Source organism: Cellulosimicrobium sp. XJ-DQ-B-000, from assembly GCF_031119065.1.
In the GTDB taxonomy this organism is placed as follows: domain Bacteria; phylum Actinomycetota; class Actinomycetes; order Actinomycetales; family Cellulomonadaceae; genus Cellulosimicrobium; species Cellulosimicrobium funkei.
Window position 1 is genome coordinate 323,282 of record NZ_JAVHYN010000001.1, and the last position, 26,761, is coordinate 350,042.

26 protein-coding genes and 1 tRNA gene are annotated in these 26,761 nt (G+C 76.1%); 21 read left to right on the forward strand and 6 right to left on the reverse strand.

All coding sequences use genetic code 11. The features are described 5' to 3' along the window. Window positions 1-32 precede the first annotated feature (32 nt). The 9 genes from RDI86_RS01555 (at window position 33) to RDI86_RS01595 (ending at window position 11,732) form a co-directional block, all read left to right on the forward strand. Entirely contained in the window at window positions 33-599 is a 567-nt protein-coding gene (locus tag RDI86_RS01555) for a hypothetical protein (RefSeq protein WP_076406685.1), read from the forward strand. Beyond that, window positions 596-2,275, forward strand: a complete 1,680-nt coding sequence (locus RDI86_RS01560) for an AAA family ATPase (RefSeq protein WP_308820498.1) — start codon at window positions 596-598, stop codon at window positions 2,273-2,275. Before RDI86_RS01555 ends, RDI86_RS01560 begins: the two co-directional genes overlap by 4 nt. After that, window positions 2,272-3,630, forward strand: coding sequence for a hypothetical protein (locus tag RDI86_RS01565; RefSeq protein ID WP_308820499.1), 1,359 nt, complete (start codon window positions 2,272-2,274; stop codon window positions 3,628-3,630). Before RDI86_RS01560 ends, RDI86_RS01565 begins: the two co-directional genes overlap by 4 nt. Then, a complete protein-coding gene (locus tag RDI86_RS01570; RefSeq protein ID WP_308820500.1) occupies window positions 3,627-4,667 on the forward strand; it encodes a glutamate ABC transporter substrate-binding protein in 1,041 nt (346 codons plus the stop codon). The genes RDI86_RS01565 and RDI86_RS01570 overlap by 4 nt, the downstream gene beginning before the upstream one ends. Beyond that, window positions 4,664-5,770 (forward strand): hypothetical protein, encoded by a 1,107-nt coding sequence (locus RDI86_RS01575; protein WP_308820501.1) that lies wholly within the window; start codon window positions 4,664-4,666, stop codon window positions 5,768-5,770. The genes RDI86_RS01570 and RDI86_RS01575 overlap by 4 nt, the downstream gene beginning before the upstream one ends. Next, the gene (locus RDI86_RS01580) at window positions 5,767-8,118 is read left to right on the forward strand and encodes a serine/threonine-protein kinase (RefSeq protein WP_076406678.1); all 2,352 of its coding nucleotides are present in this window, start codon (window positions 5,767-5,769) and stop codon (window positions 8,116-8,118) included. Before RDI86_RS01575 ends, RDI86_RS01580 begins: the two co-directional genes overlap by 4 nt. Continuing rightward, window positions 8,115-9,407 (forward strand): protein phosphatase 2C domain-containing protein, encoded by a 1,293-nt coding sequence (locus RDI86_RS01585; protein WP_308820502.1) that lies wholly within the window; start codon window positions 8,115-8,117, stop codon window positions 9,405-9,407. Before RDI86_RS01580 ends, RDI86_RS01585 begins: the two co-directional genes overlap by 4 nt. A gap of 70 nt (window positions 9,408-9,477) precedes the next feature. Beyond that, window positions 9,478-10,761 carry a VWA domain-containing protein gene (locus RDI86_RS01590; protein ID WP_021483252.1) on the forward strand — a complete coding sequence of 428 codons (1,284 nt, stop codon included), beginning with the start codon at window positions 9,478-9,480 and terminating at the stop codon, window positions 10,759-10,761. Further along, complete coding sequence (locus RDI86_RS01595; protein ID WP_251177034.1) at window positions 10,758-11,732, forward strand: FHA domain-containing protein; 975 nt, start codon at window positions 10,758-10,760, stop codon at window positions 11,730-11,732. The genes RDI86_RS01590 and RDI86_RS01595 overlap by 4 nt, the downstream gene beginning before the upstream one ends. A 7-nt stretch (window positions 11,733-11,739) precedes the next feature. Here the strand turns inward: RDI86_RS01595 and RDI86_RS01600 are convergent, their stop codons facing one another. Further along, window positions 11,740-12,225: an Hsp20/alpha crystallin family protein gene (locus RDI86_RS01600; protein ID WP_369824872.1), complete on the reverse strand. Its 486-nt coding sequence runs from the start codon at window positions 12,223-12,225 to the stop codon at window positions 11,740-11,742. A gap of 338 nt (window positions 12,226-12,563) precedes the next feature. Here RDI86_RS01600 and RDI86_RS01605 point away from each other — a divergent pair, with 338 nt between their 5' ends. The 5 genes from RDI86_RS01605 to RDI86_RS01625 all read left to right on the forward strand — a co-directional run bounded on the left by RDI86_RS01605 (window position 12,564) and on the right by RDI86_RS01625 (window position 17,275). After that, window positions 12,564-13,268 carry a biotin transporter BioY gene (locus RDI86_RS01605; RefSeq protein ID WP_308820503.1) on the forward strand — a complete coding sequence of 235 codons (705 nt, stop codon included), beginning with the start codon at window positions 12,564-12,566 and terminating at the stop codon, window positions 13,266-13,268. Between the two features lie 20 nt (window positions 13,269-13,288). After that, complete coding sequence (locus RDI86_RS01610; protein WP_308820504.1) at window positions 13,289-14,686, forward strand: class I adenylate-forming enzyme family protein; 1,398 nt, start codon at window positions 13,289-13,291, stop codon at window positions 14,684-14,686. Further along, window positions 14,683-15,894: a thiolase family protein gene (locus RDI86_RS01615; protein ID WP_308820505.1), complete on the forward strand. Its 1,212-nt coding sequence runs from the start codon at window positions 14,683-14,685 to the stop codon at window positions 15,892-15,894. Before RDI86_RS01610 ends, RDI86_RS01615 begins: the two co-directional genes overlap by 4 nt. A gap of 104 nt (window positions 15,895-15,998) precedes the next feature. After that, complete coding sequence (locus RDI86_RS01620; protein ID WP_163184886.1) at window positions 15,999-16,679, forward strand: energy-coupling factor ABC transporter ATP-binding protein; 681 nt, start codon at window positions 15,999-16,001, stop codon at window positions 16,677-16,679. Between the two features lie 29 nt (window positions 16,680-16,708). Then, a complete protein-coding gene (locus RDI86_RS01625) occupies window positions 16,709-17,275 on the forward strand; it encodes an energy-coupling factor transporter transmembrane protein EcfT (protein WP_308820506.1) in 567 nt (188 codons plus the stop codon). A 111-nt stretch (window positions 17,276-17,386) separates the two neighbouring features. On the opposite strand, the gene RDI86_RS01630 is transcribed toward RDI86_RS01625, so the two are convergent. The 3 genes from RDI86_RS01630 to RDI86_RS01640 are packed head-to-tail and all read right to left on the reverse strand — an operon-like array spanning window position 17,387 to window position 20,114. Continuing rightward, window positions 17,387-18,709 (reverse strand): MFS transporter, encoded by a 1,323-nt coding sequence (locus tag RDI86_RS01630; RefSeq protein ID WP_061268550.1) that lies wholly within the window; start codon window positions 18,707-18,709, stop codon window positions 17,387-17,389. Next, window positions 18,706-19,329 (reverse strand): helix-turn-helix transcriptional regulator, encoded by a 624-nt coding sequence (locus RDI86_RS01635; protein ID WP_206154300.1) that lies wholly within the window; start codon window positions 19,327-19,329, stop codon window positions 18,706-18,708. The genes RDI86_RS01630 and RDI86_RS01635 overlap by 4 nt, the downstream gene beginning before the upstream one ends. A gap of 47 nt (window positions 19,330-19,376) precedes the next feature. Next, window positions 19,377-20,114: a phosphatase PAP2 family protein gene (locus RDI86_RS01640; RefSeq protein ID WP_076406666.1), complete on the reverse strand. Its 738-nt coding sequence runs from the start codon at window positions 20,112-20,114 to the stop codon at window positions 19,377-19,379. A 234-nt stretch (window positions 20,115-20,348) separates the two neighbouring features. On the opposite strand from RDI86_RS01640, the gene RDI86_RS01645 reads away from it, so the two are divergent. The 3 genes from RDI86_RS01645 to RDI86_RS01655 all read left to right on the forward strand — a co-directional run bounded on the left by RDI86_RS01645 (window position 20,349) and on the right by RDI86_RS01655 (window position 21,493). Further along, the gene (locus tag RDI86_RS01645; RefSeq protein ID WP_157446647.1) at window positions 20,349-20,489 is read left to right on the forward strand and encodes a hypothetical protein; all 141 of its coding nucleotides are present in this window, start codon (window positions 20,349-20,351) and stop codon (window positions 20,487-20,489) included. 134 nt (window positions 20,490-20,623) lie between these two features. Beyond that, a complete protein-coding gene (orn, locus tag RDI86_RS01650; protein WP_083712042.1) occupies window positions 20,624-21,325 on the forward strand; it encodes an oligoribonuclease in 702 nt (233 codons plus the stop codon). 92 nt (window positions 21,326-21,417) lie between these two features. Beyond that, window positions 21,418-21,493 (forward strand) — tRNA-His (locus tag RDI86_RS01655). Window positions 21,494-21,579: 86 nt separating this feature from the next. Here RDI86_RS01655 and RDI86_RS01660 read toward each other — a convergent pair. Continuing rightward, a complete protein-coding gene (locus RDI86_RS01660) occupies window positions 21,580-22,221 on the reverse strand; it encodes a LysE family translocator (RefSeq protein ID WP_308820507.1) in 642 nt (213 codons plus the stop codon). A 228-nt stretch (window positions 22,222-22,449) separates the two neighbouring features. Between RDI86_RS01660 and RDI86_RS01665 the strand changes: the two genes are divergently transcribed. From RDI86_RS01665 to RDI86_RS01680, 4 genes are all read left to right on the forward strand, one after another. Next, window positions 22,450-23,283, forward strand: coding sequence for an ABC transporter ATP-binding protein (locus RDI86_RS01665; RefSeq protein ID WP_034654058.1), 834 nt, complete (start codon window positions 22,450-22,452; stop codon window positions 23,281-23,283). After that, window positions 23,280-23,921, forward strand: coding sequence for an ABC transporter permease subunit (locus tag RDI86_RS01670; protein ID WP_308820508.1), 642 nt, complete (start codon window positions 23,280-23,282; stop codon window positions 23,919-23,921). The genes RDI86_RS01665 and RDI86_RS01670 overlap by 4 nt, the downstream gene beginning before the upstream one ends. Next, window positions 23,918-24,649, forward strand: a complete 732-nt coding sequence (locus RDI86_RS01675; RefSeq protein ID WP_076406660.1) for an ABC transporter permease — start codon at window positions 23,918-23,920, stop codon at window positions 24,647-24,649. Before RDI86_RS01670 ends, RDI86_RS01675 begins: the two co-directional genes overlap by 4 nt. A gap of 78 nt (window positions 24,650-24,727) precedes the next feature. After that, the gene (locus RDI86_RS01680) at window positions 24,728-25,651 is read left to right on the forward strand and encodes an ABC transporter substrate-binding protein (RefSeq protein WP_168946034.1); all 924 of its coding nucleotides are present in this window, start codon (window positions 24,728-24,730) and stop codon (window positions 25,649-25,651) included. A gap of 125 nt (window positions 25,652-25,776) precedes the next feature. Here RDI86_RS01680 and RDI86_RS01685 read toward each other — a convergent pair whose 3' ends face one another. After that, window positions 25,777-26,703, reverse strand: a complete 927-nt coding sequence (locus tag RDI86_RS01685; protein ID WP_168946035.1) for a RimK family alpha-L-glutamate ligase — start codon at window positions 26,701-26,703, stop codon at window positions 25,777-25,779. Window positions 26,704-26,761 lie beyond the last annotated feature (58 nt).

Here is a 26,761-nt window from a genome sequence, read left to right on the forward strand (position 1 = left end):
CTCCCCGCACCACAGATCGGACCCCGAGCTAGATGGGCTGGTTCTCCGACGTGATCGGCCGCCTCGGCGGCCGGTCCTCCGCGCCCGAGCCCGAGTACGAGCTGCCGGCCCCGCCCACGTCGACCGACATCCTCGCGTCGGTCGAGCGGGTCGAGCAGCAGATCGAGGGGCGCGTGCCGCCCGCCGTGACGGCGCGCGTGCACCGCATCACCGGCACGGTCGAGGAGATGGTCCCGCGCCTCGACCGTCTCGGCGGCGGGTCGCAGCAGGCGCACACGGTCGTCGCGACGGCGACGAGCTACCTGCCCGAGGCCGTCGGCGCCTACCTGCGCCTGCCGCGCGACTTCGCCGACCGACGGGTCGTCGCGCAGGGCAAGACGTCGCTCATGCTGCTGTGCGACCAGCTCGACCTGCTCGGCGTGACGCTCGACAAGATCTCCGACGCCGTGTCGCGGGCCGACGCTGCGGCCCTCGTCGCGCACGGCGCGTTCCTCGCGGAGAAGTTCCGCGACTCGTCGATCGCGCTCGACCCCGGCGCGGGCCGGGGCACGCCGCAGCCGGGTCCGCCGTCGGAGCCCGGACGACTGGAGGCACCGTGACCACCCCGGACACCCCGACCCTCGCGGCGGCGCTCGACGCGCTGGACGCCGCCGCGCGTACCGCGGGCGTCGACGAGGAGGCCGCCCGCGACGAGGGCGCGCGCCTCGCCGCGGCCGTCGCCGAGTCCTCCCCCGGCGCCCCGGCGGCGTGGCTCGCCGCGCTGGGCCACGACCCGGCGGCGACGGGCGCGTTCTTCACCGCGGCGTCGAGCGCCCGGCGCTGGCGCACGTCCCCGACCGACGTCCTCGCCGCCCTCGGGGCAGCGCGCTCGAAGCACGCGACCGCGTACGGGCAGGCGCTCGCCGACGTCGCCCGCGCGGCTGCGCGCCTCGGCTCCCCCGGCCCGCACGTCGCCGGGGCCGCCGCCTCGACCGCCGCGGTCCAGCAGGCCGGAGCCGGCCCGGTGGCCGCCCCTGCTGCGACCCACGCGCCAGCAGGCCCGACGTCCGCCGCGGGCGGCCCGCTCGCCGCACCCCGCACGACGGGCAGCGCGGACCCGTTCGACCTCGGCGACCTGCTCGCCGCGCAGGGCTCGCTCGACGCGCTGCGCCGCCCGGGCCCCGAGGTCCCGTCCGTCGCGTCGATCCTCGACGCGCTCGGCGCGCGCGGGACCGGGGGCGGAGCCGCGCCGTCCGGCACGACGCACGCCCCGGCGTCGGGCACGACGGCGGGCGCGACCGCCGGGAGCGCGGAGACGGCCACGGAGACCGCCGCGGAGGCGGCGGTCGAGGAGGAGCCCGCGCGCTCGATCGAGGAGCTGCTCGCCGAGCTCGACGCGCTCACGGGCCTCACGCGCGTCAAGGACGAGATCCACCGCCAGACGGAGCTCCTGCGCGTCGAGAAGCTGCGCACCGAGGCGGGCCTGACCCGCCCCACGCTCACGCGTCACCTCGTGTTCCTCGGCAACCCGGGCACGGGCAAGACGACGGTCGCGCGGCTCGTCGCGGGCATCTACCGCGCGCTCGGGCTGCTCGAGAAGGGCCACCTCGTCGAGGTCGACCGCTCGGAGCTCGTCGCGGGCTACCTCGGGCAGACGGCCGTGAAGACGTCGGAGGTCGTCGCGACCGCGCTCGGCGGCGTCCTGTTCGTCGACGAGGCGTACGGGCTCGCGGAGGACCAGTACGGCGCCGAGGCGATCAACACGCTCGTCAAGGACATGGAGGACCACCGCGACGAGCTCGTCGTCATCGTGGCGGGCTACCCCGGCCCGATGGCCGACTTCCTCGCGACGAACCCCGGCCTCGAGTCGCGGTTCTCCACGACCATCACGTTCGAGGACTACGCCGACGCCGAGCTGCGCGACATCTTCGCGAGCATGGCCTCCCGGGCGGACTTCGAGCCGACCCCCGAGGCGCTCGACGTCTTCGCCCGGCTCGCCGCGGCGCAGCCGCGCACCGAGGGGTTCGGCAACGCGCGCTGGGCCCGCAACGTGCTCGACGCCGCGATCGCGCGCCACGCGTGGCGGCTCAAGGATGTCGACGCCCCGACGATCGACGAGCTGCGCCTGCTCCTGCCCGTCGACCTCGTGGACGGCGAGGGCGCTCCCGCGCTCCTCGCGACGCTCGACCCGCCGGCACCCGAGGACGCGCCGGCCGAGTCCCCTGCCCCCGAGACCGCCGACGGCACCGACGACGCACCCGACACCGCACCCTCCAGCGCCGAGGAGAACGCATGACGACCACCCCGGTCCGCCCGGCGGGCCAGCAGATCGTCCCGGCCGGCGGACCCGCGCCGGGCGGTGCCCTGACCGCCCCGGGCGGGGGCGCCGTCGTCCCGCAGGGGTCGCAGGGCGCCGCCGTGTCCCGCGCGCGCGGCGCGCTGCGACGGACGCCCGGCAAGCTGCGCCTCGTCATGGCGCTGTGCGTGCTCGCCGCGCTCGCGCTCGGCGTCCTCGGGTTCCAGGCCGGCAGCCTCCAGTCGCGCGCCCTCGCCGCGGCGAGCGAGGACGCGGCCCAGCTCGTCGGGGTCCAGGAGGTCCGCAACGCGCTCGTCGCCGCGGACGCGACCGCGACCGGGGCGTTCCTCGTCGGGGGACTCGAGCCCGCCGACCAGCGCGCGCGGTACGACGAGCTCGTCGACCAGGCCGCGAACCGCCTCGCCACGCTCTCGGGCAGCAACGAGGCGGACGCCGCGCTGCTGGGCCAGGTGGCCGCCGACCTCACGGTCTACACGGGGCTCGTCGAGCAGGCGCGCGCCACCAACCGGCAGGGCTTCCCCGTCGGGTCCGCGTACCTCGACCAGGCCTCGACGATCCTGCGCGAGCAGATGCTCCCCGCGCTCGACGAGGTCGTGCTCGACGACGCCGACCGCGTCGCCGCGGACTTCTCGGGCGTGCGCAACGCGCTGTGGGTGCTCGCGGCCGGCCTGCTGGCCCTCGCCGTGCTCCTCGCGAGCCAGGTCTGGCTCGCGCGGCGCACGCACCGCGTGCTCAACGTGGGGCTCGCCGTCGCCACGGCCGTGCTGCTCGTCGTGGGCGTCGTCTCGACCGTCCTGCTGTCCCAGGCGAGCGCCCGCGCGCACGACGTGCGGACCGGCCCGTACGCAGCGACGCTCGCCGCGTCGCAGGCGTACTCGCTCGCGAACGACGCGAAGTCCATGGAGGCGTTCACGCTCATCAAGCGCGGCTCGGGGCAGACGTACGAGGAGTCGTTCGTCGCCGCGACGGACGACGCGGCGGCACGCCTCGACACCGCGGCGGCCGAGGGCAACCTCGACGGGACGACGGCGCAGGCGCTCGACGCCTGGGTCGCGCGGCACGCCGAGATCCGCGCGCTCGACGACGCGGGCCAGTGGGACGACGCGGTCGCCCTCGCGACCGCGACCGACCCCGAGAGCCCCAACGCCGCGTTCGACGCGTTCTCGGCCGCGGCCCGCGACGACATCGAGACCCACGCCGCCGCGACGAGCGACCGCCTCGACGGCGCGGCGACGACGGCCACCGTCGCGGGCTGGCTGCTGCTCGCGGCAGGGCTCGTCGCGGCGCTGCTCGCCTGGCGCGGCGTGACGGCACGACTGGAGGAGTACCGGTGACCACGACGCCCGCCCCCCACGCCCGGCCCGCCGGGACCCGCCGCACCGGCACGCGCGCGCGCCGCACCGGCGTCGTCACGACCGGGCTGGCCTCGGCGCTCGTCGCGCTGCTGACGCTCGGCGCGTGCTCCGGGCCGTCCGGCGCGGAGGACCTGCGCCTGACGACCACCCCGCAGGACGAGTCGGCCACGGAGTCCCCCGCGGCACCCGCCGCACCCGCCGAGTGCGCCGACCCGCTCGCCTCGTATGCGCCCGAGGGCGCGCTGCCCGGCCCGGACGCCCTGCCCGGCGGCAGCACCATGGCCGCGATCCGCGACCGCGGCGCGCTCGTCGTCGGCGTCTCGGCGGACACGCTGCTCATGGGCGCGCGGAACCCGCTGTCCGGCCAGATCGAGGGCTTCGACATCGACGTGCTGCACGAGGTGTCGCGCGCGATCTTCGGCGACCCCGACCGGCTCCAGTTCCGCGTCATCACGTCGGGGCAGCGGCTCGAGGTGCTCGAGAACGGCGAGGTCGACCTCGTGGCGCGCGCGTTCACCATCAACTGCGAGCGCTGGGAGTCCATCGCGTTCTCCGCGGAGTACTACCACGCGGGGCAGAAGGTGCTCGTCACGCGCGACTCGACCGCGAACGGGATCGCGGACCTCGAGGGTCAGCGCGTGTGCGCGCCCGAGGGCACGACGACGCTCACGCGCCTCGAGCAGTTCTCCGGCATCGAGCCCGTCCCGGCGACCACGCACACGCAGTGCCTCGTGCTGTTCCAGCAGGGCAAGGTCGATGCCATCACGGGTGACGACACGATCCTCGCGGGCTTCGCGGCCCAGGACCCGTACGCGAAGGTCGTCGGCGAGGCGATCAGCGACGAGCCCTACGGCATCGGCGTCCCGGCGCAGAACGTCGACATGGTGCGGTTCGTCAACGGCGTGCTGGAGCAGATGAAGGCCGACGGGCGCTGGGCCGCGATCTACGGCGAGTGGCTCGGCGGCCTCGGCCCGGCCCCGACCCCGCCGGCCGCGGTGTACGGCCGCACGCCGTGACGCGCATCCCCGCACCCGAGGCGCCGGGACGGCTCGGCGAGGCGATCCCCGCCGCCGACCTCCTGGCGTACCTCGGCGCGCTCGAGACCTGGCTCGACGAGCGCCGCACCGAGCTCGACCGGCTCGACGCCGCCGCGCAGGCCGCCGCGACGCCCGACGCCTACACCGCCGACCTCGTGCTCGCGCTGTCGCTGTGGCAGGCGATCCGCTCGCGCGCCGACGAGATCCGGCCCGTGTGGGACTCGGGCCGGGCCGACGCCGTCGCGCGCGAGAAGATCTCCCAGCTCCTGTGGGGCCGGCTCGACTCGGGCTCGGGCGCCGCGCTCGTCTCGCTCGTCGAGGCGGTCAAGCTGTGCGACGCGCTCGTCGTGCAGCTGCGCACGCGCCTGTCCTTCGACCCGCACACGGCCGACCAGGTCGCACGGCTGCGCGGCGTGCGCGCCGAGCTCGTGCGCTGCGAGGACCTCGCGGGCTCGGACGCCGACGCGCGCGGGCGCGTCGAGACCCTCCGCGGGCGCCTCGACCACCTCGTCGCGCAGGCTGCGCGCGGCGCCGACGTGTCGGGCCCGCTCGCGGAGCTCGAGACCGAGGTCGCGCGCGCCGAGCGCGACCTCATCGTCGCGTCCGCGCAGCGTCGTGAGCTGCGCCGGGACCGCTCCCGCACCAAGGAGCAGCGCGCCGCGCTCGAGGCGCGCGAGCCCGCCCTGCGCGAGCTCGTCGCGCGCTGCCGCCGCGAGATCGCGCACCCGCCGCGGCTCGCCGTCCCCGACGTCTCGCGCCTCGGCCCCGTGCCCGACTCGCGGTTCGAGCTCGACGCCTACGCGGCCCGGCTCGCGACCGTGGCCCGCGCCGTCGAGACCGTCGAGGACGCCTACACCCGTCCCCTGCGCGCCCGCGCCGAGCTGCGGTACAGCCTGGAGCGGCTCGCCGCGCGGGCCGACGCCAACGGCCGCTCGGCGTCCCCCACGGTGCGCTCGGGCCTCGCCGAGGCGCGCGAGGCCGTCGAGACGACGCCGTGCGACGTGACGCTCGCGCGGTTCCTCGTCGAGCAGTACCAGTTCCTCACCCGCGACCTGCCCACCCCGGAAGGAGCGTCGTCGTGACGACCACCGCGACCGTCCCGTGCTCGGAGCCCGGCTGCCCGGGCACCATCGAGGACGGCTACTGCAACGTCTGCGGCGCGCCCGCGGGCGGCTCCGGCACCACGCCGACTCCCGCCGCGAGCGGCACCACCGGCGTGCCCGCGCCCGGGAGCGCGGCCGCCGCCTCGCCGTCCGCCATGCTCGGCACCGGGTTCGTGCAGGGCCGCCCGGGCACCGCCGGGGCGGGCGACCCCGACGCCGAGCGCTCCACGCGCACCGGCCGCACGAGCTCGAGCCGCCTCGCGTCGACCGCCCTCGGCTCCGCGCGCACCGCCGCGACCGGCTCCAAAGCGACCCGTCGCGTCGGAACCTCCTCGACGCGCCTGCGCGGGCGTGGCCTCGGCGCGGGACTCACGACCGTCCCGTCGGTGCCCGTCCGGGACCCGCTGCAGTCCGTCATGGCCGTGCCCGAGGTCGCCGAGCGCAAGCGCTTCTGCCCCGCGTGCGGCGAGAAGGTCGGCCGCGGGCGCGACGGCCAGCCCGGCCGCACCTCCGGGTTCTGCCCCCACTGCGGCAACCGCTTCGACTTCACCCCGCAGCTGAAGCCCGGCGACCTCGTGGGCGGCCAGTACGAGGTCGTGGGCTGCCTCGCGCACGGCGGCCTCGGCTGGATCTACCTCGCGCGCGACCAGAACGTGTCCGGTCGATGGGTCGTGCTCAAGGGCCTGCTCAACTCCGGCGACCCCGACGCGTACGCGGCGGCGATCTCGGAGCGCCAGTTCCTCGCGGAGGTCGAGCACCCGCTCATCGTCGAGATCTACAACTTCGCCATGCACGACGGCGCCGGCTACACCGTCATGGAGTACGTCGGCGGCGAGTCGCTCAAGGAGATCCTCCAGCAGCGCCGGGAGGACAACAACGGGGTCATCGACCCGATGCCCGTGGACCAGGCCCTCGCCTACGTGCTGGCGATCCTGCCCGCGTTCGCGTACCTGCACGACCACAACCTGCTGTTCTGCGACTTCAAGCCGGAGAACGTCATCCAGCAGGGCGACGGCGTCAAGCTCATCGACCTCGGCGGCGTGCGCCGCACCGACGACCTCACGTCCGCGATCTTCGGCACCGTCGGCTACCAGGCGCCCGAGGTCGCGGAGGTCGGGCCGTCGGTCGCGTCCGACATCTACACGATCGGACGCACCCTCGCGACGCTCGTCCTCGACTTCCGCGGGAACACGACGACGTACGTCGCGTCGCTCCCGCCCGTCGCGGACACCCCGGTGTTCCAGCAGTACGACTCGTTCTACCGCCTGCTCGCCAAGGCGTGCGCGCTCGACCCGGCCGACCGGTTCGCGACCGCGGACGAGATGCGCACCCAGCTCCTCGGCGTCCTGCGCGAGGTCGTGGCGGCGGACGCCGGCCCGGGCAACCCGGCGCTGCACTCCGCGGCCTCGGTCCTGTTCGAGGCGCCGGTCGCGGACGTCGCGTCCCGCCCGCTCGCCTGGGACGAGCTGCCGACGCTGCGGCGCGACGACCACGACCCTATGGCGAGCTGGCTCGCCGGGGTCAACGTCGTGGACCCGGACGCGCGCCTCGCCGCGCTCGCCGACGCGCCCGAGGACACGGTCGAGGTGCGCCTCGCCCGGGCCCGCGCCGCGATCGAGGCCGAGCGGTTCGACGTGCTGCGCGACACGATCGCGACCATCCTCGCGGACGACCCGTGGGAGTGGCGCGCCGCGTGGATCGGCGGCCTCGGCGAGCTCGCGCAGGGCGACCCGGTCGCGGCGCGCGCGTCGTTCAACGCCGTCTACGGCCAGGTGCCGGGCGAGCTCGCGCCCAAGCTCGCGCTCGCCGCGGCCTGCGAGCTGAGCGGCGAGCCCGACATCGCCGAGTCGCTCTACGTGATCTGCGCGCGCACCGACGCGAACTACACCGCGCCGGCCGCGTTCGGGCTCATGCGCGTGCGCGAGGCGCGCGGCGACCTCGACGGCGCGCTGCACGCGCTCGACCTCGTCGGCCCGACGCGCGGGTCGTACGTCGAGTCCCGCACGCTCCGCGCGCACCTGCTCGCGGCGTCGGGCCGTGGGCTGCCCGCGCTCGCCGACGCCATGGCGAGCGTCTCGACCGTCGCGATCGCACCGCGCGAGCGGGCCGAGCTCGCGGTGGGCGTCCTGCGCTCCGCGCTCGACACCGTGACGACCTCCGGCCCGGAGCCGACCACACGCATCGCGGGCGTGCCCGCCGACGAGCCCGCGCTGCGCGACGCGCTCGAGGGCGCGTACCGCGAGCTCGCGTCGCTCACCGACTCGCGGGACGAGCGCATCACGCTCGTGGACCGCGCGAACGAGGTGCGCCGGTGGACGATCCGATGAGCGACTCCCCGGCGCCCGCACCGGTGCCCGGCGGCACGGTCGCGGAGCCGAGCGGCGTGCTCGCCTGCCCGGCGTGCGGGGAACCGTCGCCCGAGGGCGCCCGGTTCTGCGAGGCGTGCGGCACCCCGCTCGCCCCGCTCCCGACCGCGACGGGCCCCGACGCCGGGACCGGAGCTGCCGCGGACCTCACGACCGACGCCGCGACGGACCCCGCAGCAGCCGGGACCGGGGACGGCGGGCCCGGGTCCGACAGCGCGACCGACGACAGGATCGCCGCGCCGTCGGGCGAGGCCTCCACCGAGACCGGCGGCGACGCGGCCGAGGGCGGCGTGCGCCCGTGCGTGCGCTGCGGCGGCCAGGTCGCCGAGGACGGGTACTGCACCGAGTGCGGCGAACCCGCGGCGTCGGAGCGCGACCACTGGGCCGAGCGGCCCGCGAGCTGGGTCGCCGGCGTGTGCGACCGGGGCGTGCGGCACTCGCGCAACGAGGACGCGATGGCCCTGGCGGCGAGCCCGTCCGCGACCGCCGAGCGGGCGTTCGCGGCGCTCGTCGTGTGCGACGGCGTGTCCTCCGCGCCCGACTCCGACGTCGCGAGCCTTGCCGCGGCGCGCGCCGCGCGCGACGTGCTCGCGGCGCGCGGCCCCGACGGTCCCGACCCCGTGACCGGCGAGGCCTCGGCGCGCATGGGCGCGTGGTCCGCGCTCCTCGGCGACGCGTCGCGCGCCGCGCAGGACGCGATCCTCGCGACCGTCGGCACGATGGCCGACCGCGAGAACCCGCCGTCGTGCACGTTCGTCGCGGCCGTCGTCGACGGGCCGCTCGTCGTGGCGGGCTGGGTGGGCGACTCGCGCGCCTACTGGATCCCGGACGACGGCGACGCGCACCAGCTCAGCGTGGACGACTCGTGGGCGCAGGAGATGATCGCGCAGGGCGTGCCGCGCGCCCAGGCGGAGACGTCGCCGCAGGCGCACGCCATCACGCGCTGGCTCGGCCCCGACGCCCCCGACCCGGTGGCCCGCACGGCCGCGACCCTGCCCGACCGCGACGGCTGGCTGCTCGTGTGCTCGGACGGCCTGTGGAACTACTGCTCCCCCGCGGCCGACCTGGCGGCCCTCGTGCGCAGCACGCAGGACCGCGTCGGCGACGACCCGCAGGTGCTCGCGGGCGCGCTCGTCGACTGGGCGAACGCCCAGGGCGGCCGGGACAACATCACGGCGACGCTCGCCCGGTTCTCCCGGGCGTCGTCCGCGACCCCGCCACCGCCCCCGGCGGACCCCGCCACCGCCTGACGCGCACCGCGCGTCGGGCCCCGACGACCCGATAGCCTGCACGAACACCCGCACCACCGAAGGAGCCCCCATGGCCGAGTTCGCCGCCGAGGTCTACCAGAACGAGTTCCTGTCCGAGGGCGCGACGGACGTCCACGCGATCGTCACCGTGACGTGCCGCGGCGCCGGGAGCGCGGGGAGCGCCGGCGGCGCGGGCGGGGTGGCCGAGATCATCATGGTCGACACGTCGGGGTCGATGTCGGGGCGCAACATCGAGGCCGCGAAGCACGCCGCCCAGGTCGCGGTCGACCAGATCCTCGACGGCACGTGGTTCGCGATCGTCGGCGGCAGCCACGTCGCGAACCGTGCGTTCCCCTACCCGAACGCCCGCATGGCCATGGTGCAGATGGAGCCGGGCGCGCGCGCCGAGGCGAAGCGCGCGATCTCGATGCTCACGCCCGGCGGCGGCACGGCGATGAGCACGTGGCTGCGCCTCGCGGACCAGCTCTTCGCGACGGTGCCGCAGGCGACGCAGCGGCACGCGATCCTGCTCACCGACGGCAAGAACGAGTCCGAGCCCCGCGCCAACCTCTCGGCCGCGGTCCGGGACGTCACGGGCCACTTCCAGTGCGACGCGCGCGGCGTCGGCTCGCGCTGGCAGGTCGACGAGCTGCGCGAGATCTCGACCGCGCTGCTCGGCACGGTGGACCTCATCGCGGACCCGAACGAGATCGCCGCCGACTTCGAGAAGCTCATGCAGGCGTCGATGGCGCGCGGCGTCGCCTCGGCCGACCTGCGCGTGTGGGCCCCGCAGGGCTCGCAGGTACTGTTCGTGCGCCAGGTCGCCCCGACCGTCGAGGACCTCACGCACCGCCGGGCCGAGGTCAACCCGCTCACGGGCGCGTACCCGACCGGGTCGTGGGGCGACGAGTCGCGCGACTACCACGTCGCGGTGCGCGTGGCCTCGAAGCCCGTCGGCTCCGAGCAGCTCGCGGCGCGCGTCCAGCTCGCCGTGAACGGCGAGGTCGTGTCCTCGGGCCTGGTCAAGGCGAAGTGGTCCGACGACGAGTCGCTCACCACGCGCATCAACCCCGAGGTCGCGCACTACACCGGCCAGACCGAGCTCGCCGCGGCGATCCAGGAGGGCCTCGCGGCCAAGGCGTCGGGCGACGAGGCGACGGCGACCGTCAAGCTCGGCCGCGCCGTCCAGCTCGCGCAGCAGACGGGGAACGAGGAGGCGACGTCGCGCCTGCGCAAGGTCGTCGAGATCGACGACGAGGAGCACGGCACCGTGCGGCTCAAGCGCAACACCTCGACGCTCGACGAGATGGCGCTCGACACCGCCTCGACGAAGACGACGCGGGTGCGTCGGTGAGCGCCGTCGTCTGCCCCAACGGGCACCCCTCGGAGTCGACCGACTACTGCGACGTGTGCGGCGAGCCTATCGCCGCGGCGTCGGCACCCGCGGCGCCCGCGGCGGGCGCGGCGTCTCCTGCTCCGGGCGGAGCCTCCGCACCGGCGCAGGCCCTCGAGTGCCCGAACTGCGGCTCGCCCGCTCCGGCCGGTGCGCTGTTCTGCGAGAACTGCGGCTACGACTTCACCACCGGCGCCCTGCCCGACCCGGTGGAGCCTGCGTCGGCGCTCTCGCTCGACCCGCCGTCGCGCCCCACGCCGGCCACCCCGGCCGCACCCGCGGCTGCCCCGGCCGCACCCGTCGCACCGGAGGCAGGCGTCGCGTCGGGCGCGACGCCGCCGCCGCTCCCGGCCGCGTCCCCCGCGTCCGCGGCCACCCCGCCGCCGGGCGCCTCCGCACCGCTCGAGGCTCCGGCGTCGATGCCGGCCGCCGGGACGGGCACGGGCGAGCAGCCCGCCGGTGCGTCTGCGGACCCGGCCGGCCCCGCGCCGTCGGGCGCGCACCTGCCGACGCCGCCCGTGCCCGGGCCGGACCAGTGGGTCGTCGAGATCTGGATCGACCCGGACTGGTACGCGGCCCAGCAGCCCGAGGACCCCATGCCGTCGGCGGGCCTGCCGGGGCTGGTCGTGCTGCGCGAGCGCAGCGTGCTCGTGGGGCGCCCGTCGGTCTCGCGCGGCATCCACCCGCAGGTCGACTGCGGCGCGGACACCGGGGTCTCGCGACGGCACTGCCAGCTCAGCACGGACGGGCAGCGCTGGTGGGTCGAGGACCTGCAGTCCTCGAACGGCACCTACGTGAGCCCCGCGGGCGAACCGCTCCCGACGGACCCGATCCCCGCCGGCCAGCGACGCGAGCTGGCCGACGGGGACCGCGTGTACCTCGGGGCGTGGACGCGCCTCGTCGTCCGCAAGGCGCTCCCGGGCGAGGCGTGAGCCGGGCTCAGCCCTCGGACGTCTGAGGCTCGGCCTCGGCCGTGATCTGGGTCGCCGCGCCGCCCGCGCGGTGCGCGACCTCGATCCGGCGGGGCCGGGCCTCCTCGGCCACCGGGATCGTCAGCGTCAGCACGCCGTCCTCGTACGACGCCGTGATCTTGTCGAGCGCCAGGCCGCGCCCCACCGTGAGCTGGCGCGCGTACGTGCCGGACGGCCGCTCCCGGGCGAGCCACTGGACGTCCGGGTCGGTCCGCGGGCTGCGCTCGGCGCGGATGGTCAGCGTGCGGTCCTCGACGGACACGTCGATCGTGCCCGGGTCGACGCCCGGGAGGTCCATCGTCAGCACGTAGTGGTCCCCGGCGCGGAACAGGTCGAGCGGCATGCCGCCCGAGGCCGCCGAGGCGGCGGTCGCGCGGGCGCCGGACGCGAGCTGGCCGACCAGACGGTCCATCGCGTCGAAGGTGCTCGTGAAGGGGTCGGTCATCGCAGCCACACCTCTCACCTCCTCGTCGCACGGTCCCGGACGGTCCGGGACCGGTCGGTGCTCCCGCGAGGCAGGCACCCCGCGGGCGGCTACAGCTCCTGTTTTAGCACTCTCCCCCCGAGAGTGCCAAGAGGTGCGACGAGCCGTGTCGACCGGCCGGGCAGGCCGCGTTGTGCAGCTCCCACACCGACCCCGCACCCGCGCCCCGGCGCGGTTGGAGGATCCCTCCAACGCCTTGTGCGATCCGTGCACGGCGGGCCGCGGAGGTGGTCGCGAGCGCCGTCGCCCGAGGGCCGCCGTCCCGGCCAGAGTGGACACGCCCGACCACCGACACCAGGGAGCCCGCGATGACCGACGCCCGCACGGAGACGCCCGCCGCCACCCCGTCCGCCACGGCGCCCACCGCCCCGGACGCGCCGCGCGGCGCACCGCGGGACGTGCCCGACCGTCGCCGCGGCCGGTTCGCGCTCGACGCCGGCGACGCCGCGCGGGTCGCGACGTTCGCCGCGCTCCTGGCCGCGCTCGGCCTGCCCGGATCGATCGCGCTGTTCGGCAACGCGGTGCCCGTGACGCTCCAGACGCTCGGCGTCATGCTCGCGGGGGCGATCCTCGGCGCGTGGCGCGGTTCGCTCGCCGTCGCGACCTTCCTCGCGCTCGCCGCGGCCGGGCTCCCCGTCCTCGCGGGCGGGCGTGGCGGGCTCGGGGCGTTCGTCGGGCCGTCCGCGGGCTACCTCGTCGGGTTCCTCGCCGGCGCGGCCGTCGTCGGCCTGCTTGTCGACCGGCTCCGGCGCGTCACGTTCGCGCCCGTGCTCCTCGCGTGCGTCGTCGGCGGGATCGCGGTCGTCTACGCCGTCGGCATCCCGGTGCAGGCGCTCGTCACGGGCGTGCCGTTGCCCACGACCGCGCAGCTCTCGCTCGCGTTCCTGCCCGGCGACCTGCTCAAGGCGCTCGCCGCAGCCGCGATCACGGTGGGCGTCGTGCGGGCCTACCCCGCGGCCCGTCCGGTCGGGCGCACCAGCCGCGCCGCGGCCGACGGCCGCCCCGCCTCCTGAACACCTGCGAGAGTGTCCGCGTGCCCGTCGCCCACCAGGTCCTGACGCACGCCGCCGACCCGGCCGCGCGCGACCGTCCCGCCCTGCGCACGCCCGAGCGGTCGCGCACCTACGCCGCGCTCGCCGCGGACGTGCGCGCGGGCGCGACGCACCTGCGCGCGTCGGGTACGCGACCGGGCGACCTCGTCGCCGTGTCGCTGCCGGACCCGCTCGACCTGCTCACGGCGATGCTGGCCGTCGACCACCTGGGCGCGACGCCGCTCGTGTGCGACGCCGCCTGGCCGCGCGCCCACCGCGCCGAGGTGCTGCGCACGCTCGCGCCGCGCACGTTCGTCGAGGTGCCGCTGCCGCGCGGGACCGGCACCGCCGACGGCGCAGAGCCCGCGCCGCCGCACGTCCCCGGCCCCGACGACCTCGCGTGGGCCGGGTTCTCGTCGGGGAGCACCGGCCGCCCGCGCGCGGTCGTGCGCACGCGCGCGTCGTGGGCGGGGTCGTTCGACGCGGTCACCCGTCTCCTCGGGCTGCGACCCACCGACGCGGTCCTCGTCCCCGGCCCGCTCGCGTCGTCGCTGTACTGCTTCGCCGCCGTGCACACGCTCGCCGTCGGGGCGTGCGCCGTCCTCACCCGCACGCCGGCCGCGACGACGGCGGCGCTCGCGACGAGCGACGTCGTGCACCTCGTGCCGCAGGTCCTCGACGACGTGCTCGACGCCGTCGCCGCGGGCGCGCCGTCCCGGCTGCGGCACGCGGTCGTCGGCGGGGCGTCGCTCGCGCCCGGGGCGCGGGAGCGGGCGCGGGGCCTCGGCGTCGACCTGCTCGCGTACTACGGCGCCGTCGAGCTGTCGTTTGTCGCCTACGACCCCGACGGGTCGGGGCTGCGCGCGTTCCCCGGCGTGGACCTGGCGGTCCGCCCCCTGCCGTCGGCGAGCGTCGGCGAGGTGTGGGTGCGCTCGCCGTGGGTGTCGCGCGGCTACCTCGCGCGCGCCACGGGACCGCTGCGGCGCGACGGCGCGTGGCACACCGTCGGGGACCTCGCCGACCCGGGGCCGGAGCCGCTCGTGCTGCGCGGCCGGGGCGACGGCGCGATCCTCTCGGGCGGGTCGACGGTCGTGCCCGAGGACGTCGAGGTCGTGCTGCGGGCCGTGCCCGGGGTGCGCGACGTCGTCGTGCTCGGCACGGCGCACCGCCGCCTCGGGGCGGTCGTGACGGCCGTCGTGGAGTGCGACGACCGGTCGGGGCTGCGCGCGCACCTCGAGCGGGTCGCCCGCGCGGCGCTCGCGCCGGCCCAGCGACCGCGGCGCTGGTACGGCACGCGCGCGCTGCCGAGGACGCCGTCGGGCAAGCCCGCGCGCGGCGCGGTGAGCGAGGCCCTCGGCGGGACGGACCTCGCGCGGTCGGGCCTGGAGCCGCTGCGGTGACCCGGCACCCGAGCACGTCGACGCGCGGCACGACGGACGCGACGCCCGTGGTGGTCGCCGCGCGCCGCACGTGGATCGGCACCGCGGGCCACGGGCACCGGGCGCTCACCGAGGTGGACCTCGCGGCCGCGGCGCTGCGCGCGACCCTCGACGACGCGCAGGCGCAGGGCGTCGACGGTGACGTCGCGGACGTCGTGCTCGGGTGCTGCACGGGCCCCGGCGGGGACGTCGCGCGCGTCGCGGCGCTCGCCGCCGGAGCGGGCGTCGGCGTGCCCGGCCTCACGGTCGACCGGCAGTGCGCGTCCGGCCTCGCGGCCGTGCTCGTCGCGGCGCAGCAGGTCCGCGCGGACGAGGCGACGCTCGTCCTCGCGGGCGGCACCGAGAGCGCGACGCGCTCCCCCGCGCGGGCCCACCGCACGCCGTGGGGGGACGTCCCGTACGCGCGCGCGGCGTTCACGCCCGTGCCGTGGGCCGACCCGGAGATGGGCGCGGCGGCCGACGAGCTCGCCCGACGACGCGGCGTGACCCGCGAGCGCCAGGAGGCGTACGCGGTGCGCAGCCACGCGCGCGCCCGTGCGGCGCACGACGCCGGGCGGTTCGCCGCCGAGACCGTGCGCGTCGGCCGGCCGGGCCGTGCCCTGGAGCGCGACGAGCGCGCGCGCCGCCTCGACCCGGCCGTCGTCGCACGGCTCTCCCCCGCGTTCGCCCCCGACGGGACCGTCACGGCGGCGACGTCGAGCCCGGTGAGCGACGGCGCCGCGGTCGTCGCGGTGGTTCCCGAGGCGGTGCGCCGCGACCTGGGCCTCGCGGGCCTGCGGGTCGTCGCGTCGGCCACCGTGGGCTGCGACCCGGCGCTGCCCGGGTGGGGCCCTGTGCCCGCGGTGCGCGTGGTGCTCGACCGCGCCGGCGCGCGGCTCGACGACGTGGCCGCGGTCGAGGTCGTCGAGGCGTTCGCGGCCCAGGTGCTCGCGGTCACCGACGCGCTCGGCCTCGACCCGCTGGGCGACCCGGCGGACGACGCCCGCGTGTGCGCCGACGGCGGCGCGCTCGCGCTGGGCCACCCGTGGGGCGCGAGCGGCGCGGTGGCCGTGGTCCGGCTGTTCTCCCGGCTCGTGCGCGGGGGGGCGCGGGCCGGGACGCTCGGGCTCGCGACGGCGGCGGTCGGCGGCGGCCAGGGCGTCGCGGTGCTCGTGGAGGTGACGCGGTGATCGCGCGGGCGGCGCGCGCCCTGCGGGGGCGACGCCGGGACCGCCCGGCCGAGGTCGCGGCACCCGCGCCCGAGCTCCCGCCGCAGGACGGCGCAGCGGGCTGCGTGGTGCGGCTCGAGGACGTGCACGTGCGGCTCGGCGAGCGCGACGTCCTGCGCGGCGTGAGCCTCGAGCTGCGCGAGCGCCGGGTCGGGGTGGTCGGTGCGAACGGCTCGGGCAAGAGCACCCTGGCCCGCCTGCTCAACGGGCTCGTCGTGCCCACGGCGGGGCGCGTGCTCGTCGACGGTCTCGACACGCGCCGCCAGGGCGCGGCGGTGCGACGGCGCGTGGGGTTCGTGTTCACCGACCCGGACGCGCAGATCGTCATGCCGACCGTGGCGGAGGACGTCGCGTACTCGCTGCGCGGCGTCCCCGCGGACGAGCGCGCCGCGGTCGTGCGGCGCGCCCTCGCGGCGCGCGGCCTGGCCGAGCACGCGGACCATCCCGCGCACCTGCTCTCGGGCGGCCAGAAGCAGCTCCTCGCGCTCACCTCCGTGCTCGCTGCGGGACCGCGCCTCGTCGTGGCCGACGAGCCGACCACGCTCCTCGACCTGCGCAACACGCGCCGCGTCGCCGCGGAGCTCGCGTCCCTCTCCCAGCAGGTCGTGCTCGTCTCGCACGACCTCGCGCTCATGGACGCGATGGACCGCGTGCTCGTGGTCGACGGCGGGCGGGTCGTCGCGGACGACGCGCCGGGCCCGGCCGTCGCGCACTACCGGCGCCTGGTCGACGCGGGGCCGGGATGACGGCGGGCGGCTACCGCCCGGGGACCTCGGTGCTGCACCGCCTCCCGGCCGGGGCGAAGCTCGTCGGCCTCGCGACGGCGTCGGGCGCGGTGCTGCTCGTGTCGTCGCCGGTCGCGGTGGGGGTCGTGGTCGTCGTGGTCGCGACGCTCTACGCGCTCGCGGGGGTGGGGGCCCGCGCGGCGTGGGAGCAGGTCCGACCGCTGCGGCTCGTCGTGCCGGTGCTCCTCGCGGTGCAGTGGTTCGCGCTCGGTCCCGCCGCCGCGGTGGTCCTCACGACCCGCCTCGTGGCGATCGTCGCCCTCGCAGGCCTCGTGCTGCTCACGACCCGCACGGCCGCGGTGCTCGCGGCGATCGAGCGCGGGCTGCGCCCGCTCGGCCGCGTGGGGGTCGACGTCGGCCGGGTCGCGCTCGTCCTCTCGCTCGCCGTGCGCTCCGTCCCGGTGGTCGCGGCGCTCGCGCAGCGCGTGCGGGACGCGTGCCGCGCGCGCGGCCGGGAGCACGACGTCCGGGCCTTCGCCGTCCCGCTCGTCGTGGGCGCCCTGCGCCAGGCGGACGCGCTCGGCGACGCGCTGCGCGCCCGCGGCGTCGACGACTGAGGCCGCCCCGGCGTCGTCTCGCCGGTGGTCCCGGTGCTGCGCCCCGCCGTCGTGCCCCCCGCTGTCGTGCCCGCTGTCCCGGCCCCGCCGCTGTGCCGCCGGTCGGTCCCGCTAGCGCGCGCCGGCGACGGCGCGCCGGCCACGCAGGGCGAGCGCCGCGGCGACGGCGATGCCCGCCACGGTCACGACGAGCAGCACCCGGTAGTCCACGACCCCGACGAGCGCGGCCCCCACCACGGTGAGCAGGAGCTGGGGCACGTTGAGCAGCATGGTGCTCGCCGCGGCCACCCGGCCCTGGAGCGCGGGCGGCGTGCGGAGCTGGCGCTCGGTGACGAACCCGACGATCGCCCACGTGACGCCGAGGCCGACGCCGCCCAGCCCGACGACGACCGCCACCACGCTCGTGCCGGTCGCCGGGACGATGCCGAGCGCGAGCACGACCAGCCCCAGCGCGACGAGGCGCTGCGCGCCCCACCGGGCCGCGAGCCGGGCAGCGGTGAGGCCGGCCACGATCGCGGTCACGGCCTGGACGGACGAGACCGGGCCGAGCAGCGCGGCGGGCAGGCCGAGGCCGTCCTCGACGATCGCGAGGCTCACGGCGTTGAGCAGGCCCACCGCCCCGAACGCGACGACGAGGGCGACGGTGAGCACGCCGAGCGGGGCCGTCCGCGCGAGGTGCCGGAAGCCCGCCGTCACCTCGGCGAGGTACGGCTCGCGCTCGTCGGCCGGCGGTGTCTCGCGCACCCGCACGCGCGCCACCACCGCGGCCGCGACGACGAACGCGCCCGACGCGGCCAGGACGAGCGGCCACACGCCCGCCATCGCGTAGGCGCCCGCGCCGACGACGGGCATGAGCAGGCGGAACACCTGGTCGATCGTCGTGAGGCGGCCGTTCGCGGCGGCGAGCGCGTCGTCGGGCAGCATGTCGCGCACGAGCCCGGACTGCGCGGCGGACGTCGCGAACCCGACCCCCGAGTACACGACCGTCACGAGGAGCACGAGCCACACCTGTCCCGGGCCGCGGACGAGGAGGAGCGCGAGCAGCACGGCCGCGCCGACGAGGTACGTCGCGACGAGCATCCGGCGGCGGGACACCCGGTCGGCGAGCTGGCCGAGGAACGGCGACGCGAGCGCGGGCAGGCCCAGCGCGGCGAACACGAGCCCGGCCGCACCGTTCGATCCCGTGAGGTCCTTGACCCACACGGCGAGGATGATCGCGAGCACCGAGTCGGCGAAGTTGGTGAAGCCCCACGCGACGGAGAGCAGCCGGAAGGGGCGCCCGCGGAGCGCCGCCCGTGCGTCCGGTCCCGGCGTCGTGCTCTCGCGCTGCGGCGCGGACGCCCCGGTCGCCCTCTCCCCGGTCGCCGTCGGCGCGGCGGTCGACGTCGGCGCCGCGGCCTGGTCCGTGGCCGCCGGCTCGGACGGCGCGGTCACCGGGGGTCCGCGGGCGGGTCGGCGTTGACGACGGCGAACAGCCGCGCCGGTCGCGCGCCCTCGGGGCGCAGCGCCGGGTCCTCCCAGCGCCCGGCGAACCGGTCGGTGAGCGCCTCGACCTCGCGCGCGAGCGCGTCGAGCTCCTCGCGCGTCGCGTAGAACGACGACGAGCTGAGCGTGGAAGCGAGCAACCACCGCGGGTCCTCCTCCGCGGCGCCGGCGAGCCACGCCCGCACGCGCGCCGCCTCCTGGCCGAGCACGAGGTCCGCCACGGCGCTCGCCGCGGGCAGCGACTCGGGCACGTCGGGGTCGAAGCGGGTCTGGCGGCCGCGCCCGACCGTCTGCCACGGGCGCTCCTTGCCGCGCCGCTCGGCGGCCTCGACGTAGCCGTACTTCGCGAGCATGCGCAGGTGGAACGAGCAGCTCGCGACCGACTCGCCCGTGACCTCGGCGCAGCGCGTGGCCGTGACCTCGCCCTCGTCGTCGAGCAGCGCGAGGATCCGCAGGCGCAGGGGGTGCGCGAGGGCGCGGATGCTCGCCGGGTCGGTCGCGACGACCGGCTCCGGCGAGGTCGTGCTCGCGGGGGTGCCCGGCGCGGGGCGGTCGGCAGCGGTCGTCATGGCGGCGACGCTACGTCACGAAAGATATCTTGCGCAAGAGTTCTTTCTTAAGATTCCTCGGGCGGTGCCTCGACGGGCCGCGGGGATGCCTCCGGTCGAGCCAGCAGGTCGTGCACCCGGCTGACCGCGACCACGACGCCGAGCACCGCCACGGCCAGGCAGAGCCCGGCGAGGACGTCCGTGAGGAAGTGGTACCCGAGGTAGAGCCGGCTCAGCGCCACGGTCCCGACGACGAGCACCGACGCCACGACCCAGACCGTGAGCACGCGCGCGTCGCGGTGGCGGTGCCACACGAGGTAGCCCCCGACGAGCACGAGCGTCGCCGCGCCGATCGTGTGGCCCGACGGGAACGAGAACGACCGCTCCACCCCGGCCACGACCATCGAGACGTCCGGGGGGCGCGGTCGCGCGATCACGGCCTTGAGCACGCTCGAGACGAGGGTCGCGAGCACCATCGCCCCGGCGAGCAGGCCCGGCTCCCACCACGTCCCCGAGCGGCGGGCCCACACGACGCACCCCACCGCCACGAGGACGGGCAGCACGAACGGGCCGAACACGTTCGTCACGACCGTCAGCACCCCCGTGGCGACGGGAGTCCGGTGCGCGACCATCCAGGCCAGCAGCGGCTCGTCGAACCGCCAGAGGTCGTCCCGCTCCCGGACGGAGTCCAGCAGGCCGGCGAAGCCCAGGACGCCGACCAGGACCAGGAGCACCCCCGGCCAGACGCTCACGAGCACCGCCCGCGGCGACGTGCCCTCCTTCGACCCGCTCGTCGTCGCACCCATCCCCGGAGGCTACGGAACGCGGGCCGACGACGCAGCGCGGCACGGTCCCGGGCCGACCCTCCGACGGACCGGACGGGCCCCCGGGCGGTCCTGGCGAAAATCCCGTGCGCCCCCGGCGCCCGGCGTGGTCGTATGAGCACACACCGCGGTGGCGTCCGTCCGGTCCGTACCGGGCGGTGGAGGGTCCGGCCAGACCCACGAACCCAGCGTCACGAGAGCAGCACCATGCATCCCTTGATCACGTACGACGTGGCGGCCCTCAGCCGTCGCGAGCAGCTGCAGGAGCAGACCCTGCGCCGGTCGCAGCTGCGCCGCACCACGACCCGCGTCCCGGCGCACACCCGGCAGGCCCGCCTGTCGCGCCGCACCGCATGACGCGCACCGAGCGCTCGTCGCACCGGGGGCACACCCCGCCGGGCGAGAGCGCGACCCGTCGAAGGCCTCGGCCGTCCGGACCCTCCGTGGACCGGACCGCCGGGGCCTTCCTCGTGCGCGACTAGGCTGTGGGCGTGAGCCCTGTGAACGCGAACGAACGCATCGTCTGGATCGACTGCGAGATGACCGGGCTCGACCTGGGCGCCGACGCCCTCGTCGAGGTCGCCGCGGTCGTCACCGACTCCGAGCTCAACGTGCTCGGCGACGGGGTCGACGTCCTGGTCCGCCCCCCGGCCGAGGCGCTCGAGCAGATGGGCGACTTCGTGCGCCAGATGCACACCACTTCCGGCCTCCTGGACGAGCTCGACGAGGGCCTGACGCTGGCTGAGGCCGAGCAGCGCGTCCTGGACTACGTCCGCACCTGGGTGCCGGAGCCCGGGAAGGCGCCCCTCGCGGGGAACTCCGTCGGGACCGACAAGGCGTTCCTCGACCGCGACATGCCGGCCCTCATGAGCCACCTGCACTACCGGATCATCGACGTCTCCTCCGTCAAGGAGCTCTCGCGCCGCTGGTACCCCCGCGCCTACTTCTCCTCTCCCGAGAAGCACGGCGGGCACCGCGCGCTCGCCGACATCCTCGAGAGCATCGACGAGCTGCGCTACTACCGCGCCGCCGTCTTCGTGCCCGCGCCGGGCCCGGACTCGGCGACCGCCCGCAAGATCGCGGAGCAGGTCGTCACGACGAGCGTGACCCGGGGACGCACGCGTCCCGCCGAGGGCGCCGACGCCACCGACGACCCGGCCGTGGCGACCGTCACAGGAGCCGGCGAGGCCTGACGCGAGAAAGGCGTCCAGGAGCACCCCGCGGACCGGGTACACTTTTCGACGGCCGGTGCTCCAGGCGCCGGTCCGTGAGCACGGCTCACATGGTGGGTATAGCTCAGCTGGTAGAGCACCTGGTTGTGGTCCAGGGGGTCGCGGGTTCAAGTCCCGTTACTCACCCCAGACGGCGAGGGCCGGTCTCCGTACGGAGACCGGCCCTCGTCGCGTCCCGGGCCCGACGAGCCCTCCGTCGACGCGCCCCGGGCCGCTCAGGGCGCGCGGTGCGACGCGACGGCGAGGACGCCGCCGAGGCCGATCATCATCCCGCCCCCCGCGGCCCGCACCGCGCCGAGGCGCCGGGGCGAGGACGCGAACCACGAGCGGGCCGCGCCCGCCGCCAGCGCCCAGACGCTGTCGCACACGAAGGCGATGACGGTGAAGACGAGCCCGAGCACCATCATCTGCGCAGGCACGCGGCCCGCGTGGAAGTCGGTGAACTGCGGCAGCACCGCGACGAAGAACACGATCGTCTTGGGGTTGGTCACCCCGACGACGTAGCCCTGCCGCACCACGCGCCACCAGGGCTCACGTACGGGGGCGGCGTCGACGGCGACGGTCCCGTCGCGCCGGTGACGGATCGCCTGGACGCCGAGCCACACGAGGTAGGCGGCCCCGACGAGCTTGACGACCGTGAAGATCGCGACCGACGTCGCGACGACCGTCCCGACCCCGAGCGCCACCGCGACCACGAGCGTGAGCGCGCCCAGCTCGTTGCCGAGCACGCTGAGCACGCCGCCGCGGTGGCCCAGCGTGAGCGAGCGGCCGACGACGAAGAGCACGCTCGGGCCCGGGATCGCGACGAGCACGAGGGACGCGAGCGCGAAGGCGAGGAGGGCGTCGAGGTGGGGCACAGCGCCACGATAGGCCGCAGCGTGACGCACGTCACGGGCGAATCCGCGCGGCAGGCCGGACGCACGGCGGCGACCGCCGCCCGTGCGGAGGCCGCCCGCGCGGTCCGGGTGCGGCGTGTCGGTGGTTCGTCGTACGGTCTGGGGGACGCGCGGCATTGCGCTTGACGAGCCGAACCGCGGTCGTGGTTGGGTGGAGGCCGTTCACCGACTGTCGGGAGGCAGCGCCCCATGATCGAGTTCCGATCGGTCACGAAGACGTACCCCGACGGCACGGCTGCGGTCGCCGACTTCGACCTCGTCATCCCACCCCACCGCACCACGGTGCTCGTCGGCTCCTCCGGGAGCGGCAAGACGACGCTCCTGCGCATGATCAACCGGATGGTCGAGCCCACGTCCGGCACGATCGAGATCGACGGCAGCTCCGTCCTCGACCGCGACCCGGTGAAGCTGCGGCGCAGCATCGGGTACGTCCTGCAGAACGGCGGGCTGCTCCCCCACTACAAGGTCGTCGACAACGTGACGACGGTCCTGCGGCTCGAGGGCACGCCCCGGAGGCAGGCGCGCGAGCGCGCCCTCGAGCTCCTCGACACGGTCGGCCTCGACCGGGCGCTCGCCGACCGCTACCCGAGCCAGCTCTCGGGGGGCCAGCAGCAGCGCGTGGGCGTCGCCCGCGCGCTCGCCGCGGACCCGAACATCCTGCTCATGGACGAGCCGTTCGGCGCGGTCGACCCGATCGTGCGGGCCGAGCTCCAGACCGAGACCATCCGGCTGCAGCGGGAGCTGGAGAAGACGGTCGTCTTCGTCACGCACGACGTCGACGAGGCCTTCCTGCTCGGCGACCAGGTCGTGATCCTCGAGAAGGGGGCGCAGATCGCGCAGATCGGGTCCCCGAGCGAGATCCTCGAGAACCCCGCGAGCGAGTTCGTCGCGAGCTTCATCGGTGCCGAGCGCGGCCGTCGTGCGCTGCGCACGAAGCGGACGGACCACGGCACGGTCCTCGTCGACGGCGCGGGACGGACCCAGGGCGTGCTCGTCGGCGACGCCCCCGAGGACGGCGCATGACCTGGGTCCTGGACAACGTCGACCTCATCGGCCGTCTGACCGCCGAGCACCTGCGCCAGTGCGTCGTGCCGATCGTGCTGGGGTTCGTCGTCTCGATCCCGCTCGGCTGGCTCGCGTTCCGGTTCCGCCTCACGCGGGGTCTCGTGCTCACGCTCGTCGGGCTGCTCTACACGATCCCGTCGCTCGCGCTCTTCGCGCTGCTCCCGCCGCTCCTCGGCATCAGCTTCCTGTCCGAGGTCAACCTGGTGGTGGCACTGACGATCTACGCGGTGGCGATCATGACGCGGTTCGTCGCCGACGCTCTGGCGTCGGTCGACCCGACGGTCCGGCAGGCGGCCCTCGCCGTCGGGTACGGGCCGTGGCGACGCTTCTGGCAGGTCGACCTCCCGCTCGCCGGCCCGGTGGTGCTCGCCGGGCTGCGCGTCACGGCCGTCTCGACCATCTCGCTCGCGACGGTCGGCATCCTCATCGGGATCGACAACCTCGGATACCTGTTCACCAACGGCTACCAGCGGCAGATCGTCCCCGAGATCCTCGCCGGCGTCGTCGCGGTCGTCGTCATCGCCCTGCTCGTCGACCTGCTGCTCGTGCTCGCCGGGCGAGCGGTCATGCCCTGGTCCCGGAAGGTGCGCGCATGAACGTCTTCTCCGACGCGGTCGCCTGGATCTTCTCCCCCGACCGGCTCACCGGCGCGCTCCCGCTGCCCGAGGCGATCTGGACCCACCTCGCGTTCACGTTCGTGGCGGTGCTGATCGCCGCGGCGATCGCTATCCCCGCAGGCTGGGCGATCGGCCACACCGGGCGCGGGCGGGAGGTCGCGGTCGCCCTCTCGGGCGCGGCGCGCGCCGTGCCCTCGTTCGGGCTCGTCCTGCTGCTCGTGCTCGTGCTCGGGGTGACCCACAAGGTCGCCGCGTCGATCACGGCGTTCGTGCTCCTCGCGATCCCGCCCATCCTCGCGGGGGCGTACGCCGGTATCGAGGCCGTCGAGCGGCGCGTGGTCGACGGCGCCCGGTCCGTCGGCATGACCGGGTGGCAGGTCCTCCTCAAGGCCGAGGTTCCTCTCGGGCTGCCGCTGCTCATCGGCGGGCTGCGGTCCGCGACGCTCCAGGTCGTCGCCACCGTGACGCTCGCCGGCTACGTCGGCAACTGGGGTCTCGGCTTCTACATCGTGCAGGGCATCCAGATCCGCGACTTCTCCCAGATCCTCGGCGCGGCCCTCGTCATCGTCGTGCTGGCCGTCGTGCTCGACGCGCTGTTCGCGATCCTCCAACGGCTCGTCGTGCCGCGCGGCGTCACGGCGGGACGGTCCGCGGAGGACTCCCCGTCCCGGCGGCGCCGCCGCGCCCCCGAACCCACCACCGCCTGACGCGGACGGCGCTCCCCCGCCGCACGCGCCGAACCGACCCCTCCCGGTCCCCGGGACGGCCCTCAGAAAGGCAGACACATGCGCACCACCCGACGCACCGCCGCCCTCGTCGCCACCGCGGCGACCGCCGTCCTCGCCCTCACCGCCTGCGGCGGCGGGTCCGACCCGCTCGCCGAGGACACCACGAGCTCCGACGGCGGCGGCAGCGCCTCGTCCGACACGATCGTCGTCGGCTCGCAGGCCTACTACTCGAACGAGATCATCGCGGAGATCTACGCGCAGGCACTGGAGGCCGAGGGCTTCACGGTCGAGCGCAACTTCTCGATCGGCCAGCGCGACGCGTACATGCCGGCGCTCGAGAGCGGCGAGGTGCAGCTCTTCCCGGAGTACACGGGCAACCTGCTGCAGTTCTTCGACCCGGAGACCACGGCGACGTCGCCCGACGACGTGTACGCGGCGCTCCAGGAGGCCCTGCCCGACGGCCTCACGGTCCTCGACCAGTCGACCGCCACGGACCAGGACTCCTACAACGTCACCGAGGCGTTCGCCACGGAGAACGACCTCACGAGCCTGTCCGACCTCGCCGGCCTCGACGTGCCGCTCACGCTCGGCGGCCCTGCGGAGCTCGAGCAGCGCCCCTACGGCCCGCAGGGGCTCAAGGACGTCTACGGGGTCGACGTGTCGTTCGTCGCGACGGGCGACACGACCGTCCAGGACCTCGTCGCCGGGACCGTGAACATCGCGAACGTGTTCAGCGCGGACCCGCGCATCCAGACGGAGAAGCTCGTCACGCTCGAGGACCCGGAGGGCCTGTTCCTCGCCTCGAACGTCGTGCCGCTCGTCAACGCGGAGATCGCCGACGAGATCGCGGACGTCATCAACCCGGTGAGCGAGGCGCTCACCCCCGAGGGCCTCGTCGCCCTCAACGTGGAGTCCACGGTCGACCAGCGCTCGCCCGAGGACATCGCCGCGGACTGGCTGTCCGAGAACGGCCTCGCCTGACCGCACGACGACGACGGCGGCCCGTCCCGGGATCGGGACGGGCCGCCGTCGTGTGTGGGCCCTGAGCAGCGCGGTGAGGACGACTCGCGCTGTCGGCTGCGGGATCCGCGGCAGGTCGGTGCGGGTCAGCGCGCGACGCGCGCCGCGATCGCGTCGGCGAACCGGTCGAGAGACCCCGGGGAGAGCGCGAGGAACAGCGACGGCTCGGTGAGCTCGAGCTCGATGACCACGACGCCGCCGTCGTCGTTGCCCGTGACGACGTCCACGCGCGCGTAGAGGAAGCTCGCCGGGTCGCCGCCGCCGACGGCGTCGGCCGCCACGGCCAGGGCCCGCCGCGCGACGTCGAGCTGCTCGTCGGACGCGGTGAACGGGCTCATCTCCTCCTGCTGGTACAGGCCGCGCGTCGGGCGGTGCGGGCCGGTGAGCAGCGCGTTCTTGCGCACGGCGTGCGAGAACTCGCCGTCGACGAAGACGAGGCCCGTCTCCCCCGCGGTGTCGACGCTCGTCACGTAGGGCTGCACCATGACCTCGCGCCCGGAGACGAGCAGGTTCTTGGCGTGCTGGATCGCGAGCCCGCGCGAGTGCGCCTCGCCCGCCTGGTACCGGCCCGTGTCCTTCGCGCCTGCGCTGACCACGGGCTTGATGACGAAGTCGCCCTGGGCGGGCAGGCGCGTGTGGATCGCGCGCGAGGAGAGGTTGCGCGCCGGGTCGAGCCACAGCGTCGGGATGACGGGGATGCCCGCGCCCTCGAGCTCGCGCAGGTACCCCTTGTCGGTGTTCCAGCGCAGCACCCGCTCCGCGTTGAGGATGCGCGGGACCCGGGCCGCCCACGCAACGAACTCGTCGCGCCGGGCGGAGTAGTCCCACGTGGAGCGCACGACGACGGCGTCGAACGCGGACCAGTCGACGTCGGGGTCGTCCCAGACGGCCGGCTGTGCCGCGACGCCCCGGGCGTCGAGCGCCCGCACGAGCGGCGCGTCGTCGGGGTCGAGCTGCGGGAGGACGGAGCACGTCGCGAGGGCGACGCGCGGGGCGGAGTTCTCGGTCGTCACGTCCCCGAGCCTAGGCGACCGGGCCGCGGCGCGGGCGCCGGGCCCGCGCCGGGCGGTC